We start from the raw sequence: 19,835 nt of genomic DNA, 5'->3' as shown, positions 1-19,835 counted from the left end.
ACCGGACGGCCACCCCCTTACATGCCTGACCGTCGCCCAGATGGCGGAATTGGTAGACGCGCCAGCTTCAGGTGCTGGTACCCGAAAGGGTGTGGAGGTTCGAGTCCTCTTCTGGGCACCATTCCATTTTGAAAAACTCAGATTTCTCAATAATTTCAAGACTAACGAGTTCCTTTGGAACACATTCGGTTCACCGGATGTGTACGATGGGACTTGTCTTGGAATTGGCGGAAATGACAAAAATCCTGACTTGACGATATCGCAAGCGGATACCCGAGAGGGCCCCCAAATCTTCCAGACAACAGCGCCCGACGGCGTGGCAAGCTCACTGTCAGCTGAGGTAATGGCTGAGATTTCCAGGCTGCTTTTAAACCGTTGACTGTGGAGAAAACGGCGACCTAATAGAGGGTGAACTCTGAGGGATGTTTGATGAGCCACAAGCGCGACTGGTACGACCTGATTGTTGGCAACGGCAACGTCAACGAGGGACTGGGCAGGATGGTGGGTTCCATCCTTGCGTTCATCGTCATCGTTGGTGTGATTTTCTGGATGATCTATCCGAACTGAGCATCTTGCCTGCTTGATGCAGGATGGGCCTAGTGAAAGCGCTCGGAGTCCGGCTTCACGTAAAGCCCGGCCTCTCTCGCAGCTTCAAGGAAAGCGTCTCGCGACTCCTCTGCAGAAACCTTGCCCAGGAGCGCATCGAGGCATACCAGCACCGCGTCATTCACCACCGCTCCGCCGCGTACCGGCCATTCCTCGCTCATGCAGTTGGCTGCATCGAGCGCGTTCGTAATGATCGCGTAGTGGCCGATCCCGTCGAGATCGACTATGACGGGGCTGCTCCAATCACCATATTCCATAGCTGGCCTCCTTAACCGTATAGCGCCATCAGTGCTGCGATCAGGAATGATCCGGTGCCGGCGCATGCGGCCATCGTCGTGTAGTAGTCCATGTACCCAGCTCCTCGCCTCAGTTGATTGGATAACGTGGACCAGCCGTGGAGGTTCCTGGACGGATAGTATCTCGTTAAGATTTTCTTAGGATCTCCGCGAGATCGACCGAATGTGGCGCACCGGCGTGGGATAGCCATGTGCCTGCATTTTCCTGAATCTCCGCTTTTCGTCTCCCATTTTGCGCAACCCTCCATCCCGCTAGAGCGCTACCTCTTGGCCTGTCATCTGATTAACCTTTGACGCAGGGAGGAGGCACATAAAATAAGGGAACGATAAAATGGACCATATCTGCAACCTCCTCTGGCTGGCCTTCAGCGTCGCTCTGCTCTTTGCCGCGCTGAACAGGAGATTGGTCGGAGACTATTTGAGCATGTGGTATCTGCTCGTCATCACAGCCATGGCCGTCCTGGCCTGGGTTGGAGTATTCCCGACCGATATGACGACGGCGCGCGCCGGATAGGTTCCGCGCAGCAGCTGATGCGGTTTGGCTTTGCCCACTTTCGCTTGCGCACTTCATTCCAAACATGAAAAAGACCGCCGAAGCTTCCTTCGGCAGTCTCTGGCACGGTGCTCTTGCAGCGTGAGCTAGAGCTTCGGGCCCAGCGGGACAATGGCGGCAAAGCGCAGCCAATCCTTCTCGGCCTTCGGCGTCCAGGCCGCTTCGGCAATGGCCGGCAGGCGCGGGAAGACCAGACGATTGAAATAGTCCCGCGAGATGAAGTTCTCCTGCCAGATACAGGCCTGCACGCCCTTCATCAGATGTTTCAGCTCATCCGGGAAATCGCCCTCCGCCTCGTAAGCATAGGTATGGGCCGGTGGCACCGTGCCGGCCCAGCTCGCGCCCGGCTCCTGCCAGGCATCCGCCTGCACCATGTCGAGATAATAGGCCTGGCCCGGCGTCATGACGACCTCGTAGCCTTCGCGCGCCAGCTCGATGCCGACCTCTGGCTTTTCCCAGGCCATCAGCAGCGTGCTGTCGGGATTGACGCCGCCGCCATGGGCGACTTCGTTCCAGCCGGCGAGCTTGCGGCCTCGTTCGGTGAGCATGGCCTTGATGCGCTTCAGGAAATAGGATTGCAGCGCGAAGGTGCCCGATAGGCCTTCCTTCTCCATAAGCTTGCGCGCCAGCGGCGAAGCGAGCCAGGAACCGTTGGCAACCTCGTCACCACCGATATGGAGATACTGCGAGGGAAAGAGCTCGACCATTTCGTCGAAGACCTTGCCGAGAAATTCATAGGTCTGCTCAATGGCCGGGTTCAGCGCATTGTTCGGATAGCCCTGAACAGAATGATAGCTATCGGGCGCCTCCTGCCCGTCCGTCAGCTCAGGCAACGCAACGAGCGTCGCGGTACTATGGCCGGGAATATCGATCTCCGGCACGACCTCGATGCCGAGTGCCGCGGCATGGGCCACGATCTCGCGAACGTCATCCTGCGAATAGAAGCCTCCCACAGGTTCGGCGGTGTTGCCGAGCTGCGGCAGCAACAGCTCGTCCGGTCCACGCAATACGCCTGTCGTGGTCAGCTGCGGATAGGCGCGGATCTCCAGCCGCCATGCCTCGTCATCCGTCAGGTGCCAATGGAAGATATTGAGCTTCAGCAAGGCCAGAATGTCGAGGAGGCGCAGCACGTCGGCTTTGGGCGTAAATTGCCTGGAGACGTCAAGATGGCAGCCGCGCCAGCCGTAGCGCGGCTGATCTGCGATCACGCCCGAAACCGGGAAGCGGAACTTGCCAGGCTCGCGGCGTGCGCCATCCAGAAGCTGGCCGAGCGTCGTCAGACCATAGAGGCGGCCAGCAGTGGTCGAGAAGACCAGCACGATTTCGTCCGCGGAGAAGGCAAGCTCATAGGCTTCAGCCGCAAGGGCCGGCCGCTCGACGAAACGCAGCGCCCTGCCCTGCGGCGCGACAATGAGGCTGAAGGGGACATGGCTGGAGGGAAACAGCCGGCGGAAGAGCGCCTGCGCCGTGGCGACCGCCTTCACGCTTGCAGCGTCCGAGCCCTTGGCCGGATAGAGCGCGACCGGAAAGCCGTCGCCCGGCTTCACATCGACAGCAGCCGGCCATGGCTGGATGGCGAAGGGAAGCTCCAGCCTGCCCTCCGGCAGCAGCACCGGCGGCGGTTCGCTGACCCGGCCTTCGAGCAACAGGTCGGAGGTGAAAACCGTGACGTGACTGCCATCCGAAAGCGTCACATAGGCGGATTTGGCGCCGTCGGTGCAGTGCCGCGCAATGCGGTGAAGGGCGGAGACACTGAACGTCCAGCTCTCACCGGGACCTACGGAGAGACCGGCCGGCGGAGCAAACTCATGGAAATTGGCGTTGCGGCGAACGAAGACGGCATTGTCGCAGGCCTCTGGATCGACGACGCGCGTCAGCGTCGTATAGGCAAGGCGAAAATTCGTAAGAGGCGTATCCGAGAAATTGAAAAGCGTCAGGGTCAGGCGACCATGCTTTCCGCCCTCGGGAGACCAGGTGTTTTCAAGATGAAAGGAAGCCGGCTGCATCTATGGTCCCTCTTTGGCGACGCGCTTTAGTAATGTTCGGATTGCGAGAAGGTGTGGGCGAGCTCGGCCTGGCCTGCCGTGAGACCGCAATCGACCGGCAGGCAGACGCCGGTGATGGCGCCAGCCAGCGGGCTTGCCAGAAAGGACACCGCATTGGCGACATCGACGGGATCGACGACACGGCGCAGCGCATACCAGCGCTTTGCTTCCTCGAAGACATTGGGGTTTGCGGCGGCGCGCACTTCCCAGGCCTGGGTGCGCACCGTTCCCGGCGCGACCGCATTGGCGCGGATGCCAAACTTGCCGTATTCGACGGCTACCAGCCGAGTGAAATGCAGAAGCCCTGCCTTGGCGGCGCTATAGGCCGGATGGCCGAAAACGGCCAAGCCATTGACGGAGGCGATGTTGATCAGCGAACCCTTCGATGCCTTCAGCATATCCTCGACCGCGCGGAAACACAGGAAAGCCGCCTCCAGATTAAGCGCATTGTCGGCGCGCCAGATTTCCGGCGTGGTATCGTGAAGGCTGACCGCACGGGCGGCGCCGGCATTGTTGACCAGCGTCCGAACCGTTCCCAGGCTCGACGCCGCCTTCGCCATTGCGGCGGTATCGGTTTCGTTTGTGATGTCGGCCTTGATTGCGACGAAGCGCTCGGCAGGCCCCAGATCCTGCGCCGCCTTTTGCGCGGCGGCCTCGTCGATATCGACGAGCAGGATGACATCATGGTCATCCGCAAGGCGCTTTGCGATGGCGCGGCCGATATCGCCTGCGGCCCCGGTGACGATGGCAACCGATTTGCTCATGTGTTTTCCTCTGATTGTCGTTGTTCCCTGCGCAATTCCGGGCGGAAACCGCTGCGCACTGTTGCTGAAATTGCCCTAGTCCCCGAGAAGCTGACGGTCGTCGCCGTCGCGATGGGTGACGAGTTGCTGTTTGATACGGCGCAAGATCACTGTGGCCTGCGGCCGCAAACGGTAGGCGACGAGACTGGCGAGAATATCGACCACGGCAAGATATGCGATGCGGGTCGACGTCGGCCTATAGATATTGTCACCTTCCGGCAGGTCGATCGGCACGGTGATATCGGCGACATGAGCAACCGGACTGTCGCTCTGCGTCAAAGCAATGGTCGGCACCTTTGCGTCACGCGCCAGCGTGAAGGCGCGCACAAGCTCGGCATTACGGCCGGAAAAAGAGGAGCCGATCAATACATCCGCGGGCTTAGCCGCCGCGGCCATCATCAGCTGCATGCTGTGGTCGGAACTCGCGGTGATGCGCAGGCCGAACCGGAACAGGCGATTCTGAATCTCGCTGGCGATCATCGAGGAATTGCCGCCGGAGCCGAAGGCGTAGATCATCTCAGCGCCAGCCAGCCGATCAGCCGCCCGTTCGATGGCTCCAACGTCCAGACCGCGATGCAGCAGGAACAGCGCGTTCTGCGCCTTGGTAATAATGTCCTGGGCGACATCGGCCGGCGCTATGCTCTTCGGCTCGGGTTTCAGATAGCGCATGCCGACATAGGCCGTGCGCGCTAGCTGCACCTTGAAATCAGAAAAGCTCTCGCAGCCGAGGCGGCGGCAGAAGCGCGTGACCGTCGGCGGCGAGACATCCGCCTTGCCGGCCAGCTCGATGATGGAAGCGTTGACGGCGAATTCGAAATCATTGAGGACGATGTCGGCGATGCGGACTTCCGATTGAGAAAGCCGTCCCCTCTCGTCCTGCATGGTCGTGAAGATATCCATCAGCTCCCCCTTTATTCTGTCGCTGGGTTCTAAACGTCCGACACTTAGTAAGTGACGCAAGCCATCTCAATCTCGCAGCTCGTTATCGATGCCTACCTACGAGTGTGCGAGGGGGCGCGGCTCGCCGTTCGCGCCCATCTGACGGGAACCATACTGAGCGACGAACATCATATGATTCCTGCAAATTATTTTCTTGATGCGTTGACAAATGACCATAGAAAGCAGAATTTGGCCAGTGAAAATCGAGAATTATGAAAAGAATTTAAATGACGGCGGATACAATGCGTGATCCATTCAAGAATCCTTTTCCTGCCAGCGACGCTCCCAGACACGCGATTTGGGAAATGCTCGTCCCTCGCGACATCGATGCATTTCTGGCAGCCGACTGGTCCATGGTAGCACGCGATTTCGTCGAAGAGGGCTTTATCGGCATTGACGGCCGCCGTGAAGTGAGCCCTGACAAATGGCGCCTTGCCTTTCCGAGCCTTACCACCTATCGCGACGAATGGCTGCGCCAGGCGCGCGACTTCGCCACACAGTCCTTTGCAGAGGATACGCGCACCGCGATTTTCACCACCACGACGCTCGAGGATATCGAGATCGAGGGCGACATGGCGCTGGTGCGCAAGAAATTCGACGGCAGCCTGAAGAAGTCGGATGGCAGTGTCGACACCATGAAATGGCAGACGCTTTATTATTGCCGCCTGCATGAGGGACGCTGGAAGATCAGCGGCTTCACCGGTTACCTGCCGAACCCCATGGAATAGAGGCGACAGCATTGCGCATATTCACCGCGGCTTTCGCGACCGAGACGAACACCTTCTCCCCCATCTGTATCGACCGGCGCGCTTTCGAAGCGTCTCTCTATGCGCCTCCGGGCATGCATCCGGAAACGCCGACGCTTTGTTCCGCTCCGATTACCGTCGGACGACGCGTCACAGCCCAAAAAGGCTGGGAGCTGATCGAAGGCACCGCCACCTGGGCCGATCCGGCCGGTCTGGTAAATCGCCGGACCTATGAGGACCTGCGCGACGAGATCCTGGATCAGCTGCGCGCGGCCATGCCGGTGGATGCCGTCGTGCTGGGCCTGCATGGCGCCATGGTCGCCGACGGTTATGAAGATACCGAAGGTGATTTCCTGTCGCGCGTACGCGAGATCGTCGGACCCGACATTCTGGTCTGCGCCGAGCTAGACCCGCATAGCCATCTGACGAAGAAGCGTCTCGCAGCGGCCGAATTCTTCGTCTATTTCAAGGAATTCCCACACACGGATTTCGTCGATCGGGCGGAAGACCTCTGGCGCATCGCCGTCGATACGCTGGAAGGCCGCGTGAAGCCTGTCATGTCGGTATTCGATTGCCGCATGATCGACGTTTTCCCGACCTCGCGCGACCCGATGCGCTCCTTCGTCGACAAGATCATGGCGATGGAAGAGAGCGACACAGACATCCTGTCGATCTCCGTCATCCATGGCTTCATGGCCGGTGACGTCCCCGAGATGGGCACCAAGCTGCTCGTCGTCACCAATAATAAGCCGGATAAGGGTTCTGCAATCGCCCGCGATCTCGGCCTGGAACTCTTCTCCAAGCGCGGCACGTTCATCATGCCGCAGATCGACGAGAAAGAGGCTGTCAGCCAGGCCATGGCCGCCACATCAGGCCCGATCGTCATCGCCGATCTCTGGGACAATCCCGGCGGCGGCACTTCGGGAGACGCCACCGTTATCCTGCAGGAACTGCTCGACCGTGGCGCCACCGATACGGCGATCGGCACGATCTGGGATCCGATGGCGGTGCAGATCTGCATGGCCGCCGGCGAAGGCGCTGAAATCCCACTGCGCTTCGGTGCCAAATCGGCGCCGGGTACCGGCAACCCCATCGACGGCCACGTCAAGATCATCCGTCTGGTCGCCAATGCCGAGATGCGTTTCGGTGAGAGCTACGCCCCCTTCGGCGATGCGGCCTATATCCAGTACAAGGGTATCGACATCATCCTGAATTCGACGCGCGCACAGAGCTTCGACCCGAGCCTGTTCTCCGTCATGGGCATCGATCCGACACAGAAGAAGATCCTGGTCATCAAATCGACCAATCACTTCTACGCATCCTTCTCCAAGATCGCGTCGGAGATCCTTTATTGCTCGGCCGGAACACCCTATCCGAACAATCCAGCCCGCACCCCCTATCGCCGCGCACCGAAAGACATCTGGCCCATGGTGGCCGATCCGCATGCGACAGAACGCAAAGGCGCCTGATATGACACACGACATCGCCTCGGAAATCAGCCCCAAATCCGGCGATCGGATCGAGGGGCTCTCGACCCCGCGCCCGATCATCGACGAAGAACGGCTGGCTGCGAATATCGCTCGCGTGCAGTCCTACATGGACGCGCACGGCCTGAATTTCCGTCCGCATATCAAGACGCACAAGATCCCAGCCGTCGCGCGCGCCCAGGTCGCCGCCGGCGCCAAGGGTATCAACTGCCAGAAGATCACCGAGGCGGAAGCATTTGCCGATGCCGGCTTCGAAGATATCCTGATCACCTTCAACATTCTCGGCCCTGAAAAGCTTGTTCGCCTCTCGGCGCTGAACGATCGCATTTCCGGCCTGAAGGTCGTGGCCGACAGCACCGTTACCGTCGACGGTCTCTCTGCCTGGTTCGCCGAACGCAAGCCGCTGACCGTGCTGGTGGAATGCGACACCGGCGGCGCGCGCTGCGGCGTGCAATCGCCCGAGCAAGCCGCCGCCCTCGGCAAGCATATCGCCGGCAAGCCCGGCCTCACCTTCGGGGGCTTGATGAGCTATCCGAAGCCCAATAATGCCGAGGGGACGCAGGCGTTCCTGGCCGACTCCGTTGCGCTGCTGAAGAACGAGGGCATCCCATGCCCTGTCGTCAGCAATGGCGGCACACCAAGCCTGTTCGAGGCGCACCTGGTGACGGCGGCCACCGAGCATCGGGCCGGCACCTATATCTATAACGACAGATCCATGGTGCGCGCCCGTCATTGCCGCGAGGAGGATTGCGCGATGCATATCCTCGCCACCGTTGTCTCCAGGCCAACCGAAGACCGCGCCGTCATCGACGCCGGCTCGAAGGCGCTCACCTCCGATCTCCTCGGCTTTGCCGATTTCGGCCATGTGGTCGACTATCCGGAAGCTGTCATCAAGGGTCTTTCGGAAGAGCATGGGGTGATCGACCTCTCGAACTGCACCGGTCCGCGCCCGCAGATCGGCGACAAGATCCGCATCATCCCCAATCACACCTGTGTCGTATCGAACCTTTTCGACCAGATGGTCTTCCATCGAGACGGCGTGGTGACACGCGTCGAGGATGTGGCCGCTCGCGGGCTGGTCTGGTAGGCGCGAAAACATTGTTTAAAACAAAAACGGCGACCTTCGGGCCGCCGTTTTTGTTTGTCGCATCTCAAAGCCGGACCGGCGCTTTATACGCGGTCCGGTCTTGCAAGCAGCCGCTCCTCAAGAGGCGACCGAGCTCAGCAATTCCATGTCGATGTCCGTGAGTTCCACCCTGCGCTCGAAAGCGATGCCGCTTTCATCGAACAGGTGGCAATCGGCGATACGCATGCCGGTCTTCAGCGGCGCCTCCAGGCGGATCGCTACGCTGCCGGGCAGCGTTGCGCAGAAATTCTCGTCGACCCCCTCGGCAGAAGCGTAGGCAACCGTCTGTGCGCCCAAATGCTCGACGACGGTGGGCACGATGGTCAATGTCAAATCGCCACCACCGAGCAGCACATGCTCCGGCCGGATGCCCAACGTCAGGGCCTTACCGACCGCATCCTGGCGCGGCGTCACCGGCAGAAGCGCCTTTTGGCCCTTGTACTCAATTTCCACGCCCGCATCGCTGACACCAGTGCAGGTCACGGGCAGGAAGTTCATCTTGGGGTTGCCGATGAAGCGGGCAACGAACGTATTCGCTGGCTTATGGTAAAGCTCCAGCGGTGCGCCGACTTGCGATATCTCGCCGGCATTGAGAACGACGATCCGGTCGGCCATTGTCATGGCCTCTACCTGGTCGTGGGTCACGTAGATCATGGTCGCCTGCAGTTGGCGATGCAGTCTTGCCAGCTCAATGCGCATATCGGCGCGCAGAGCGGCATCGAGGTTGGACAACGGCTCGTCGAAGAGGAATATCTTCGGTTCGCGCACGATGGCGCGGCCGATGGCGACGCGCTGGCGCTGACCACCGGACAAATTGCCCGGCTTCTGATGCAGCCGCTGCTCCAGATGCAGGATGCGGGCGGCATTCTCGACCTTGGCCTTCAGCTTGTCCTCCGGCATCTTTTCCACCCGCAGCGGAAAAGCGATGTTCTCGAAGACGGACATATGCGGATAGAGGGCATAGGACTGGAAGACCATGGCGATACCGCGCTTGACGGGCGCCAGATCGTTCACACGACCGCCATCGATCATGATGTCGCCGCTGGTCACCTCGTCAAGGCCGGCAATCATCCGCAGCAGGGTCGACTTGCCGCAACCGGACGGGCCGACGAAGACAATGAATTCACCGTCGTTAACGTCAAGCTCGACGCCCTTGATGACTTCGAAATGACCATAAAATTTCTTGACCTGATTAAGGTGAAGCTTTCCCAAACTCTGTCTCCGCGCGGCGCCGCTACTAGGCGGGCAGGGCTCGAAAGGCCGCGCGTGATGCGCGCGGCCCGGCGATCTGCGATCTTACTTGTACTGCTCGAGATCGGCAGCTGCCTTCTTCAAGGCATCAGCCGGCTGGGCCTTGCCGGTTACGACCGACTGGACCATCTCGATCATCACGTTCTGGAAGCCCTTATAGTCCTTGAAGAGCGGCTCGGGACCACCATAGGCGATGCCATCGATGAACGGCTTCCAGGAAGCGTCCTTCTTGACGAACTCGTCAACCAGCGGCGACGGACGCAGCGGCGTGAGACCGGCGCCGCCCTGGAGTTCGTATTCAGCCTGCGGACCCGGAGACGTGATGAACTTGGCGAACTCGGCTGCCTTGTCCTCGACGCCGCTGCCCTTAAAGACAGCAAGGCTGTCGGTGATGAGCAGCGTGCCTTGACCCTTGGCAGAAGGACCGAGCGGCAGTGGCGCGACGCCCCAGCTGATCTTCGTTTCCTTCAAGCGAGCGGCGGCACCGGAGCCGGCCTGGATCATGCCGACCTTGCCATCAAGGAAGATGGCACGCATTTCGTTCTGCTCATAGGCCGTCGGTCCTTCGACCGAGTAAGGCGTGATGTCCTTGTAGGCCTGGAGAGCTGCCAGAACTTCGGGGCTGTCGAGGACGATCTTGTCGCCATCGATGACCTTGCCGTTATTGGTGTAAACCCAATGCAGGAACTGGTGCATGGTGTTGTCGAAAGTCTTGGCCGAGAGGCCGTAGCCGGGGATGCCCGTCTTTTCCTTGATCGTCTTGGCGTCGGCGATTTCTTCGGCCCAGGTGGTCGGTGGCTTCTCGGGATCGAGGCCCGCCTTCTTGAAGAGATCCTTGTTCCAGTAAAGCGCCTTGGTCGAGAAGGCGATCGGCGTTCCCCACTGCTTCCCATCGAAGGTTACCGTACCGACGATGCCCGGATAATAGGCCTTCTTCTCGTCATCCGTCATCGGGATCGGAACGATCAGATCGTTATCAGCGAACTGCTTGAGCGTGCGCGAACCGACATAGGCCATGGCAACCGGCGTGCCGGCAGCAGCAAGCGTGGTTGCCTTGTCCTGGCACTGTTCCCAGCCGACGACTTCAGGCTTGACGGCCCAGCCGGGATTCTTGTCTTCCCACTGCTTGATGTACTTCACATGGATCGGATCGATGCTGTCGCCGCAATAGATCCAGCTGATTTCCTTGTCGGCGGCCTGGGCGTTCACGGCGCCAAGCGCGGTGGAGCCGAGCAAAGCAAGGGCAAGAAGCCCTGTCTTGAAATGGAATGTCACGTTTAAGCTCCCGTTTCTCTGGTTGTTGATTGGTTTTATTGCTTCACCGCGCCAGCGGTCAGACCGCTGACGAGATACCGTTGCAGGAAGAAGATCACGACCAGGGCCGGCGCGATGCCGACGAAACTTGCGGCCATGAGTTCGTTCCAGACGACCTCCTGCCGGCCGAAATAGGCAAAGAGCCCAACCGGCAGCGGCATGTATTCAGTCTTCGAATTGAAGGTAAGAGCGTAGATGAACTGCTGCGCGTAGGAACCGATGAAAGTGGTAATGGCGACGACGGTGATGCCCGGCATGGCGATCGGCAGGATGACGCGACGCAGCGTATAGAAATGGCTGGCGCCATCAACAAAGGCCGCCTCATTGAGCTCCTTCGGAATGCGCATCATATAGGTACGCAGCAGCCAGATGCCGGTGGGAATAAGGAAAGCGACACCCGGCACGATCATGGCAAAATAGGTGTTCAGCACACCGAAGGAGCGCATGAGCCGGAACAGCGGGATCAGCAGCACGGCGCCGGAGAACATGTTGACCGCCAGGAAAGCACCGAGCAGCAGGCCGGCGCCTCTGAACTCGAAACGCGCGAAAGCATAGGCTGCGGGCACGACGAGGATCAGGACGATAATAGTGGTCGAGCCTGAGATCAGGAACGAATTGAAGATGTACCAGCCAAAGCCCGGCACGCTGGTCCACATCGTGCGATAGGCTGCAAAGGAGCCGTTCTCGGGAATGAACCGGTAGGGCGAAGAGAAAAGCTGGCTGAGCGGCTTCAGCGAGACCAGGAAGCCTTCGACGAAGGGCGCCAGCACGAAAGTCAGGAACAGCAGGATCCCGGCATAAATGCCGATGAGCTCGTACCACTTGTAGCGATGGATCATCGTAGGCTGGCTCATCGCTGCTTGGCTCCCGTGGAAAAGCGGCTGGTCACGCGGAAATAGGCAAGGCAGAAGAGCGACAAGAAGATGCAGATCAGCACTGCGCGAGCGGCGCCTTCGCCATATTTATAGGATCCGATCGCCGTTCGATAAGTGTCGATGATCATCGTCGTCGTCTCGCCGTTCGGGCCGCCGCGCGTCAAGATCCAGATAATATCGAAGGAATTGAAGGTGGCGATGAGCGACAGCATCGACATGGTAACCAGGGAAGGCACCAACAACGGCAGGGTGATGCGGCGGAAGCGATAGAAGCGACCGGCGCCATCCGTCCAGGCGGCTTCATAGAGATCGTGAGGTACTGCCTGCATCGCCGCCAGCATGTAGAGGGTGACCATCGGGACACCGATCCAGACGTCGGTGACGATCGTCGCCCAGAAGGCCGAGCTGCCATAGGCCAGGAACGCCACGGGGCTGTCGACAATGCCGAAGCGTTGCAGCAGGCCGGAAATCATGCCGAACTGGCCATTGTACATCCAGCCCCACATGAAGATGCCGATCGCCATCGGCACGATCCAGGGAGGCATGGTGAGTACGCGGAAAAGCGAGCGGCCCGGAACGGCCGAGTTCAGCAGCGCCGCCCCCAGCGTGCCGATGATCATCTTCAACGACACGGAGAAGAAGGTCCAAATGAAGGTGCGGACGATGACGCCCGCGAAAGTATCGTTGAAGATCTTGGCGTAATTCTCGAAGCCAACCCAATTCGTCACCTTCTTCAACGACGCATCGGTGAAGGACAGGATTATCGTGTCGACCAACGGATAGGCGACGATGACGGTGACGTAGAGGAGAGCCGGAAAAAGCAGGACCCAGGCGAAGATGACCGTGCCGCGTTGAACACCCATCCCGCGCCCTCCCTAGGCCGCTCTTGAATGAAGCGCTTCGTCGAATTCGTCCCAGATCGGTCGGAGATCGACGACAGTCCTCTTCATGCGTGCCTCGTCCATCGAGAGCGCCAGAATGCCCGCTTCAAGCGCATTCTGGGTCGAAACCGGCAGATGCAGGCCGGTTTTGACGTTCGCGATGATGTCGGCGGCCATCTGCTCATCGGCACCGTAGTGCTGCGAAAGCGTGGTGGCCGCGTAGGTGTTCTCGATCACCTTCTTGCCGCTCAGCACCTCGTGAACATTGAAATAACCGCGAATGAAATCGCCTTCGGCCATGCCGCGCGAGCCCATGATGGCGAAACGGCGGAACTGGTCCGGCACGTTGAGATTGGTGTGGAAATTCATGCCGACGCCATTGGCATATTCGATGATCGCAACCTGGTAGTCGATGATGTCGCCATCGCTGTCGAACACCTTGTCCGATCCCATCCAGCCGCTCGGCTTGCGATGGAAAAGTTCGAGATCGTTGATGCCTTCCCGTGCCGGGTCGTTTTCCGGGATGAAGCTCTTGCGGCCGCCGAAGCTCGCCACCCGCTCCGGACGCGCGCCGACCACGCCATTATAAAGGTCGAGGTCGTGGCAGCATTTCTCCAGCATGAAGCTGCCGGAATAATGCTCGTAGCGGCGCCAGTCACGCATGAAGAAGGCGCCGTGGTAGGGTTCGATATGCTCGGATGCTTCAATGGAGACGACCTTGCCGAGCTTTCCTTCGGCCTGTGCGGCCAAAAGATCGCGATACATGGGCGAATAGCGCAGGACCAAGCCTACATTCAGCCGCTCATGGCCGTACTTTGCCATCAGCTTTGCGAGCTCGATGCTGTCCTTGATCGTCGTGACGATCGGCTTTTCACAGAAAATCTTGAGGCCGGCCTCAAGGCCGATGCGGATATGATCGAGATGCATGTGGTTCGGCGAACCGATCATCAAGAGGTCGATCTTTTCGTTGGCGATCAGCTCTTGAGGAGTGCGATAGGCCTTTCCAACGGAAATGCCCTGTTCGAGCAAACCAGGCAGGCCTGCCGGCGCCGGATCCACATAGCCGGCGATCTCGAAGCTTTCATCGATCGCCTTGAACACATAGCCCAGATATCCCAGGCGGAATCCCAGCCCAATGATTCCAACTCGCATACTTTTCAGTTCCCATTACGTAATTTATTTTCGTAAGCTTGGGGCAAATTTTCGCATTCGTCAACGACGTTCGCGCATTTACTCGAAAACATGAAATTTATTTTCAGATCATCGCTTAAAAATACGCAGCCTTCAAGTCTGAAGCTGCGCCCGTTTTGATCGCGTTGCCATTTATTTTGGCAGGATGGCCGGCATTATCTGTCTGGGCCGTTGTATTGCCAATATTGATAATTGGGTTTTCTGGTGCTGCTGGAAATCACACCGTTCTGGTCACACACATATCCCAGGCGGGGCATACCGCGATAGAAGTAGCCTCTGTAGAAGTCATCCGGATATAAGGTCGTGGTGCTGCACTGGAATTTTTCGTCAGCTGCCATTTTTGGCGCGGTTACCCCCGGCAGGTTCTTGTAGGGATAGACAGGCGCGACATATGGCTTCGGTATAAGCGGGTTATCGGCCATCGCGGCAAGAGGCATGAGGCAGCCAAGGAACAGAGCGGCAATGGCGATTTTTGATTTGGTCCACATGAATTGCTACGCTCCTTCAACCATGCGAGCGCAACGACCACGCGCCGCATGTTGCAGATATAGTAAAGTGCAGGTCCGTCGCCAACAGGGCACCCGCCAAAATCACGGCGCGAAGCCTGTTTCTTGGCCAAGATGCGGGCGTTCACATAACGTTACACCAAATAAAATGCTTTTATCCGGAAATACAACATTGACGCGCATTCCGAATTTGCGACAATTCGTAAGCATGTTATATGATGGCAAAACCATTGCTTTAACTGCTATCGCCACGATTTCTGTTTGCAGGAGTAACAGTCATTCTCGAACAGATTGATCGTACCGCCCCTATCACTGATCCGCTGACTGTTGCTGATGCCGCTCAGCAGTTGCGCATCTACGTCATCAATCTGGATCAGTCGCGCGATCGCTGGGAACGTTTGTGTGGCCAGGCCGTGGAATACGATCTGGATATCACGCGAATACCGGCTGTTGACGGCCGAGCGATCGCCGAGGAGGATCGCCTCGACTTTCATCCCAAGTCGTTCGTCTATCACAATGGCCGCAAGCTCCTGGCCGGCGAATATGGCTGTTATCGCAGCCATCTCCTCGCGCTTGAGCAATTCGTTGCCAGCGGCGACAAGATGGCCATCATCATGGAAGATGATATCGAGTTGAACGAGAAGCTGATCCCGCGTGCGATTGCGACGATGGATGGCGTCGACGGCGCCCGCCTCGTCAAGCTGGTCAATCATCGCCTGGTGGGTTTCAAGCAGATCTGCGAGACAGCCGAAAACGATGTCATCGGCCGCTGCCTGCACGGCCCGCAGGGATCTGCCGCCTGTTATATCGTCAACCGCAAGGCTGCCAAGAAGCTGCTGGTGACGCTGAAGCCAATGCTTCTTCCCTATGACGTCGCTCTCGAACGCGGCTGGTCAACCGGCGTCGAGACATTCGCGACGCTTGAAAATCTTGCCGATTTCAGCCCGCATCGCGCCGATACGACGATCGGCAAGCGCACGGATTACCGCGCCGTGAAGCGGCACTCCCTGTTGCGGATGACGGCGCACTGGTTCCGCACATGCGATCAGCTGCGACGTTGGCGGTATGCCATCCGTATTAAGCCACGGATGGTAGTTCCCTGACGGGATCCTGAGCCGCTGGTACCTAACGGAAGCTCTCATCAGCCTATGTGGCCGATGTCTACAGTCCCGGTGGAAAGCGGAAAGCGCTTTTTTGCGGCCGCCTTATAGCGGCGCGACATTATCGAGATTTGGCTGGGCAACAGTCAGATCCGCCTCGCGCTCACGATAGACCAGATCGACGACTTCGCTGCTCGGCGCATAACCGGATACGAGTTTCTCCAGCAGAGTTCGTGCCAGTGGTATGTCGTTTTCGTCCAACGCGGCCTCAAGCGCGACAAGCCGCTGCGAAAGCTCCGGCCACAGCAGGAAGTCCTCCTTGGCATGCATGATGCGGGGATGGCTTGTCTGCTGTGGGTTGTCGCCGATCAGCAACTCCTCATAGAGCTTCTCGCCCGGCCTCAGCCCGGTGATCTCAAGCTCAATATCACCATCCGGCTCATCCTCATCGCGCACCGTCAGGCCGGAAAGCTCCACCATCCGCCGGGCGAGATCGGCAATGCGCACCGGCTCACCCATGTCGAGCAGAAACACGTCGCCGCCAGCCGACATGGCGCCGGCCTGGATGACAAGCTGCGACGCCTCGGGAATGGTCATGAAATAGCGGGTGATATCCGGATGCGTCAGCGTGATCGGGCCGCCATCGCGGATCTGCTGGCGGAAGAGAGGCACGACGGAGCCGGAGGAACCAAGAACGTTGCCAAAACGGACCATCGCAAAATTGGTGCTGGCAACACCAGGCTTGCGGTCGGCGTTCATGGCCTGCAGCACCATTTCCGCCAGCCGCTTGCTGGCGCCCATGATATTGGTCGGGCGCACGGCCTTGTCGGTGCTGATCAGCACGAAATCCTCGACGCCATGGTCGCGCGCCGCCTCGGCCGTTATCTGGGTCCCAAGGACATTGTTGCGCACACCTTCGACGGGATTGTACTCGACAAGCGGCACATGCTTGTAAGCGGCCGCATGATAGACGGTCTTTGGATGCCATGCCGCCATGATCTGACCGATACGCCGCGCATCTCGGACGGAGGCGAGAAAGGGTATGATGCGGATATCGGCATATCCTGCGGAGGTAGCCAGTTTTTCGAGTTCGCCGTGAATGGCGTAAAGCCCGAATTCATTCTGTTCCACCAAGAGCAGGGCGGATGGGCCGTTTTTCATGATCTGGCGGCAAAGTTCGCTGCCGATCGAACCGCCGGCGCCGGTCACCATGACCACCTTGCCGCGGATGTTCTTCTCGATCAGTGCCCGGTCGGGCGCGATGACGTTGCGGCCGAGCAGATCCTCGATATCAAGTTCGCGCAGATCGGAGACCGCGACGCGCCCCTGGGCGAGTGCCGTCAGGTCCGGCATGGTGCGCACCGTGACGCGCGCCTTGCGCATATCCTCAAGGATTTCATTGCGCCGCTGCCGCGTGGCGTTCGGCAGGGCAAGCAGTACGCCCTTGATATCGCCGGACACGGTGAGAGCAGGAAGATCGGCAGGATCATAGATCGGCAGACCGCCCATGATACTGCTATGCAGATTGCGGTCGTCGTCCAGATAGCCGACGACATTCAGCTCGGCGCTGTTGGCTAGCGCGCCGGCAAGCTGGCGGCCCGATGCACCCGCGCCGTAGATCAGCACCTTGGCGAGCTGGCTGCGGTTGAGCAGCCGTTGATAGGCATTGCCGAGCCAATAGCGCGTCCATATCCGCGACAAGCCGATGCAGATCAGCAACAGCAAGGGCTGCAAAATGCCGACCGTGCGCGGCACGCCCGGCACGCTGATCGCGGTAAAAATAGTCATGAAGGCGAGCCCGTAGATGGCCACCGCCTTGAGCACGGTTACGAAAGCCGACAGACCCGCATAGCGGAAAATCGCGCGGTAAAGGCCCAGCACGATGAAGATGGGTATGGCAACGAGAAGCGAGACAACGGCCGGCAGCCATTCGACGCCTTCCAGGATCACCCAGTCATCGAGGCGCAGACAATAGGCGAACCAGACCGTCAATACACAGAGGCTGGCATCGACGAGCAGGGCGAGCGCTCGCTTGGTTGAGCGCGGCAATGCCAAAAAGGGCAAAACGAGCTTATCGGAGGGCACCATCGGTCAGCTCTCCCTGGCGCCGGTCATCAAAGCGATGCGCCGCTTCTCTCGCATAGATCGTCTCACAATGCACCGCATGACGCATGATAATTGCATCGTACTTTCATTGGCGGATTCCAATTCATTCCAGCGCCGATTTACATGTAGAACAGCCGGCACACAATTGCATCCTCGATGTTGGAGAGGCGGCTCACGCAGAAAGATGGGAAGGGATCACTTGCCAAGATAGCTGCGCAGGACCGGATGACGGAACAGACCGAGGAGAATGGCAAAGGCCATTCCAAGGCCAGCACCGAAAAGCGCACCGGCGATCAAGCCCGCCACCATCATCACCTTTCGGCCGGGGCCGTCAGCTTTCAACGGCGGCTCGGCTTCCGAAATCACGCGGATATTGCTCTGCGACAGATCCTGCGCATCGCTTGTCTGGCCGGAACGCTTCAGCAGCGACTCGTAGATATCACGGGCTGCGGTGGCCTTGCGCTGAAGCTCGTTCAGGCCGACCAGCTTGCTTGAGGTATTGACCTGCGATGCCTTCTGCACCGCCAGTTCCTTGGCGATATCCTGCTCAGCTCCCTGCGCCTGCGCATAATCGGCGCGCGCCGACGTCATCTGGCGCTGCAATTCGCTGCGGATTTCTGCGGCAAGGCTGTCCAGCGAGGATTTGGCCGCAAGCAGGCGTGGATGACGGGCACCGAGTTGGCTCTGCAGGCTGCCGACATTGGCGGCAAGTGTCGCATATTGCTGACGCAGGCTGCTCAGCGCCGTCGATCCGCTGCTGGCGTTGGGGTTGTTCGGATTGTTGGCAACCACATCCTCGAAGCTCAGCTTGCCGGCGGCGTCCGCCCGAGCCTTGGCTTCGATCGTGCGTTGCTGGGCAGTCACCAGCATGTCGTTCAGCGCCGTCAGACGCTTGTCGGAGATCAGATTGCCTTCGACGGCCACCATGTCATTGTCGGCGCGATAGGCTTCTACCGCCTTCTCGGCCGAAAGCACCTGCTGGCGCAGGTCGTCCAGCCTGCTGTCCAGTGCGCTGTTGCTTGACTTGAAGCTCTTGGCGACGGCACCGCTTTCTTCTTCGATAAAGGAGGAAAATAGCTGGTTGGCGATCGCAGCTGATTTTTGCGGATCGCCCGTCGTCACCTTCGCGGTCACGACATAGGTGCTCGACTCGCGGGCGATCTGCACGGCCTTCGCAAGAGCCGCCGTCGCTATGTATTTTGCTGCCTCGCCGGTGGCGCCGCCAGAAAAATGCGGATCCTGGTCGAGCTTGAGGGTATCGACAACACGGCCAAGCACCTTGCCCGAAGACAGGATCTGGGTCTGGCTGTCGATCATCGTCGTGATCAGCTCCGGCGGCGTCGGAGCCTGCTGGGAGGATTCGCCGCCGTTCGGTCTGGGATCGAAGTAAAGGCTGGTCTCAGCCGTGAACTTCTGGGGGATGAGCGGAATAATGGCGGCGCCAGCGACGCCACAGATTACCGCCAGGGCGAGAACGACAAATTTCTTCGCCCAAATAGAATGGATCGCGGAGCGCAGATCGAGCAACGGCGAATCTGCCGACGGCAGGACGACCGATTGGGCAATGATCTGTGGCGGAGCGACAGCGCTGGGCTCGACAGGGGCAGTGGGGGCGGCAGTGACCGCAGCCGGCTCGACAGGGGCGTGCGAGGCCACCTCAACATCAATTTTGCTTGGTCGCTTTTCGGATGCGAAATCAGCAGGCCCTGGCGCTTCGGGCTGTTCGGCGGCTGCAGCCGGCTCCGGCGCCACGACAAAATCCCGCGGGCGCAAGATCGGACTGCGCAGGCGCAGGCCATCGCGCCGTGTATCTGACGGCTCGGTATCGCGCCAACTCGGAAGCTGGTCCGATCTTTTGCTTCGTTCCATTGAGCTCATGTCAGGCTTTCAGTGCTCCGCAGGCGGTTTCCGCCTCGCAGATGTCTCGACTTTAGAAATGTTTGGCTAACGGACCATTAAGGACGCTCCAAGGAAATCGCAGTGCGGGGGCCGGCAGACCCTCTGCCTTCA

The 19,835-nt window shown here is 59.4% G+C and carries 18 protein-coding genes and 1 tRNA gene; 7 read left to right on the top strand and 12 right to left on the bottom strand.

Translation table 11 applies throughout. From position 1 onward, the window contains the following. Nucleotides 1-34 precede the first annotated feature (34 nt). Nucleotides 35-121: transfer RNA gene (locus tag ACQZ6F_RS22220), tRNA-Leu, on the top strand. A 308-nt stretch (nt 122-429) separates the two neighbouring features. Then, nucleotides 430-567, top strand: a complete 138-nt coding sequence (locus ACQZ6F_RS22215; RefSeq protein WP_198929123.1) for a hypothetical protein — start codon at nt 430-432, stop codon at nt 565-567. Between the two features lie 29 nt (nt 568-596). Here ACQZ6F_RS22215 and ACQZ6F_RS22210 read toward each other — a convergent pair whose 3' ends face one another. Further along, nucleotides 597-863, bottom strand: a complete 267-nt coding sequence (locus ACQZ6F_RS22210) for a DUF982 domain-containing protein (protein WP_169055376.1) — start codon at nt 861-863, stop codon at nt 597-599. Between the two features lie 370 nt (nt 864-1,233). Here ACQZ6F_RS22210 and ACQZ6F_RS22205 point away from each other — a divergent pair, with 370 nt between their 5' ends. Then, nucleotides 1,234-1,416 carry a hypothetical protein gene (locus tag ACQZ6F_RS22205; protein WP_077468416.1) on the top strand — a complete coding sequence of 61 codons (183 nt, stop codon included), beginning with the start codon at nt 1,234-1,236 and terminating at the stop codon, nt 1,414-1,416. 125 nt (nt 1,417-1,541) lie between these two features. Here the strand turns inward: ACQZ6F_RS22205 and ACQZ6F_RS22200 are convergent, their stop codons facing one another. The 3 genes from ACQZ6F_RS22200 to ACQZ6F_RS22190 all read right to left on the bottom strand — a co-directional run bounded on the left by ACQZ6F_RS22200 (nt 1,542) and on the right by ACQZ6F_RS22190 (nt 5,203). Then, on the bottom strand, nt 1,542-3,461 hold the full coding sequence (locus tag ACQZ6F_RS22200) for a beta-N-acetylhexosaminidase (RefSeq protein WP_449094135.1): 1,920 nt from the start codon (nt 3,459-3,461) through the stop codon (nt 1,542-1,544). A 26-nt stretch (nt 3,462-3,487) separates the two neighbouring features. Further along, nucleotides 3,488-4,264 (bottom strand): SDR family oxidoreductase, encoded by a 777-nt coding sequence (locus tag ACQZ6F_RS22195; RefSeq protein ID WP_449094134.1) that lies wholly within the window; start codon nt 4,262-4,264, stop codon nt 3,488-3,490. Between the two features lie 75 nt (nt 4,265-4,339). Further along, nucleotides 4,340-5,203, bottom strand: coding sequence for a MurR/RpiR family transcriptional regulator (locus ACQZ6F_RS22190; protein ID WP_077468414.1), 864 nt, complete (start codon nt 5,201-5,203; stop codon nt 4,340-4,342). 281 nt (nt 5,204-5,484) lie between these two features. Between ACQZ6F_RS22190 and ACQZ6F_RS22185 the strand changes: the two genes are divergently transcribed. Genes ACQZ6F_RS22185 through ACQZ6F_RS22175 form a run of 3 tightly spaced genes read left to right on the top strand, consistent with a single transcriptional unit; the run spans nt 5,485 to nt 8,562 of the window. Then, the gene (locus ACQZ6F_RS22185) at nt 5,485-5,970 is read left to right on the top strand and encodes a hypothetical protein (protein ID WP_449094133.1); all 486 of its coding nucleotides are present in this window, start codon (nt 5,485-5,487) and stop codon (nt 5,968-5,970) included. 11 nt (nt 5,971-5,981) lie between these two features. After that, a complete protein-coding gene (locus ACQZ6F_RS22180) occupies nt 5,982-7,457 on the top strand; it encodes a M81 family metallopeptidase (RefSeq protein ID WP_449094132.1) in 1,476 nt (491 codons plus the stop codon). Between the two features lies 1 nt (nt 7,458). Next, nucleotides 7,459-8,562 (top strand): D-TA family PLP-dependent enzyme, encoded by a 1,104-nt coding sequence (locus ACQZ6F_RS22175; RefSeq protein ID WP_449094131.1) that lies wholly within the window; start codon nt 7,459-7,461, stop codon nt 8,560-8,562. Between the two features lie 117 nt (nt 8,563-8,679). Here the strand turns inward: ACQZ6F_RS22175 and ACQZ6F_RS22170 are convergent, their stop codons facing one another. From ACQZ6F_RS22170 to ACQZ6F_RS22145, 6 genes are all read right to left on the bottom strand, one after another. Next, the gene (locus ACQZ6F_RS22170) at nt 8,680-9,813 is read right to left on the bottom strand and encodes an ABC transporter ATP-binding protein (RefSeq protein ID WP_077468411.1); all 1,134 of its coding nucleotides are present in this window, start codon (nt 9,811-9,813) and stop codon (nt 8,680-8,682) included. An 84-nt stretch (nt 9,814-9,897) separates the two neighbouring features. Further along, nucleotides 9,898-11,127 (bottom strand): ABC transporter substrate-binding protein, encoded by a 1,230-nt coding sequence (locus ACQZ6F_RS22165; protein WP_077468410.1) that lies wholly within the window; start codon nt 11,125-11,127, stop codon nt 9,898-9,900. 35 nt (nt 11,128-11,162) lie between these two features. Continuing rightward, nucleotides 11,163-12,020 carry a carbohydrate ABC transporter permease gene (locus tag ACQZ6F_RS22160; protein ID WP_077468409.1) on the bottom strand — a complete coding sequence of 286 codons (858 nt, stop codon included), beginning with the start codon at nt 12,018-12,020 and terminating at the stop codon, nt 11,163-11,165. Further along, nucleotides 12,017-12,904: a carbohydrate ABC transporter permease gene (locus ACQZ6F_RS22155; protein WP_077468408.1), complete on the bottom strand. Its 888-nt coding sequence runs from the start codon at nt 12,902-12,904 to the stop codon at nt 12,017-12,019. Before ACQZ6F_RS22155 ends, ACQZ6F_RS22160 begins: the two co-directional genes overlap by 4 nt. A gap of 12 nt (nt 12,905-12,916) precedes the next feature. Beyond that, nucleotides 12,917-14,074, bottom strand: a complete 1,158-nt coding sequence (locus ACQZ6F_RS22150; RefSeq protein ID WP_449094130.1) for a Gfo/Idh/MocA family protein — start codon at nt 14,072-14,074, stop codon at nt 12,917-12,919. A gap of 194 nt (nt 14,075-14,268) precedes the next feature. Continuing rightward, a complete protein-coding gene (locus tag ACQZ6F_RS22145; protein WP_449094129.1) occupies nt 14,269-14,601 on the bottom strand; it encodes a hypothetical protein in 333 nt (110 codons plus the stop codon). Nucleotides 14,602-14,966: 365 nt separating this feature from the next. On the opposite strand from ACQZ6F_RS22145, the gene ACQZ6F_RS22140 reads away from it, so the two are divergent. Further along, entirely contained in the window at nt 14,967-15,722 is a 756-nt protein-coding gene (locus tag ACQZ6F_RS22140) for a glycosyltransferase family 25 protein (RefSeq protein ID WP_449094128.1), read from the top strand. A 102-nt stretch (nt 15,723-15,824) separates the two neighbouring features. On the opposite strand, the gene ACQZ6F_RS22135 is transcribed toward ACQZ6F_RS22140, so the two are convergent. Together ACQZ6F_RS22135 and ACQZ6F_RS22130 are read right to left on the bottom strand one after the other, a co-directional pair. Then, complete coding sequence (locus ACQZ6F_RS22135; RefSeq protein WP_449094127.1) at nt 15,825-17,807, bottom strand: polysaccharide biosynthesis protein; 1,983 nt, start codon at nt 17,805-17,807, stop codon at nt 15,825-15,827. Nucleotides 17,808-18,020: 213 nt separating this feature from the next. Further along, nucleotides 18,021-19,703 (bottom strand): GumC family protein, encoded by a 1,683-nt coding sequence (locus tag ACQZ6F_RS22130; protein WP_449094126.1) that lies wholly within the window; start codon nt 19,701-19,703, stop codon nt 18,021-18,023. Nucleotides 19,704-19,835 lie beyond the last annotated feature (132 nt).

This window comes from Rhizobium sp. A22-96 (genome assembly GCF_053521805.1).
This window is presented reverse-complemented; position numbering and strand designations above follow the sequence as displayed.

Bases quoted from the DNA above. Each gene is read 5' to 3' on its own strand.
- ACQZ6F_RS22215 (WP_198929123.1), top strand. From the start codon at position 430: ATGAGCCACAAGCGCGACTGGTACGACCTGATTGTTGGCAACGGCAAC.
- ACQZ6F_RS22210 (WP_169055376.1), bottom strand. From the start codon at position 863: ATGGAATATGGTGATTGGAGCAGCCCCGTCATAGTCGATCTCGACGGG.
- ACQZ6F_RS22205 (WP_077468416.1), top strand. From the start codon at position 1,234: ATGGACCATATCTGCAACCTCCTCTGGCTGGCCTTCAGCGTCGCTCTG.
- ACQZ6F_RS22200 (WP_449094135.1), bottom strand. From the start codon at position 3,461: ATGCAGCCGGCTTCCTTTCATCTTGAAAACACCTGGTCTCCCGAGGGC.
- ACQZ6F_RS22195 (WP_449094134.1), bottom strand. From the start codon at position 4,264: ATGAGCAAATCGGTTGCCATCGTCACCGGGGCCGCAGGCGATATCGGC.
- ACQZ6F_RS22190 (WP_077468414.1), bottom strand. From the start codon at position 5,203: ATGGATATCTTCACGACCATGCAGGACGAGAGGGGACGGCTTTCTCAA.
- ACQZ6F_RS22185 (WP_449094133.1), top strand. From the start codon at position 5,485: ATGCGTGATCCATTCAAGAATCCTTTTCCTGCCAGCGACGCTCCCAGA.
- ACQZ6F_RS22175 (WP_449094131.1), top strand. From the start codon at position 7,459: ATGACACACGACATCGCCTCGGAAATCAGCCCCAAATCCGGCGATCGG.
- ACQZ6F_RS22160 (WP_077468409.1), bottom strand. From the start codon at position 12,020: ATGAGCCAGCCTACGATGATCCATCGCTACAAGTGGTACGAGCTCATC.
- ACQZ6F_RS22155 (WP_077468408.1), bottom strand. From the start codon at position 12,904: ATGGGTGTTCAACGCGGCACGGTCATCTTCGCCTGGGTCCTGCTTTTT.
- ACQZ6F_RS22150 (WP_449094130.1), bottom strand. From the start codon at position 14,074: ATGCGAGTTGGAATCATTGGGCTGGGATTCCGCCTGGGATATCTGGGC.
- ACQZ6F_RS22145 (WP_449094129.1), bottom strand. From the start codon at position 14,601: ATGTGGACCAAATCAAAAATCGCCATTGCCGCTCTGTTCCTTGGCTGC.
- ACQZ6F_RS22135 (WP_449094127.1), bottom strand. From the start codon at position 17,807: ATGGTGCCCTCCGATAAGCTCGTTTTGCCCTTTTTGGCATTGCCGCGC.
- ACQZ6F_RS22130 (WP_449094126.1), bottom strand. From the start codon at position 19,703: ATGAGCTCAATGGAACGAAGCAAAAGATCGGACCAGCTTCCGAGTTGG.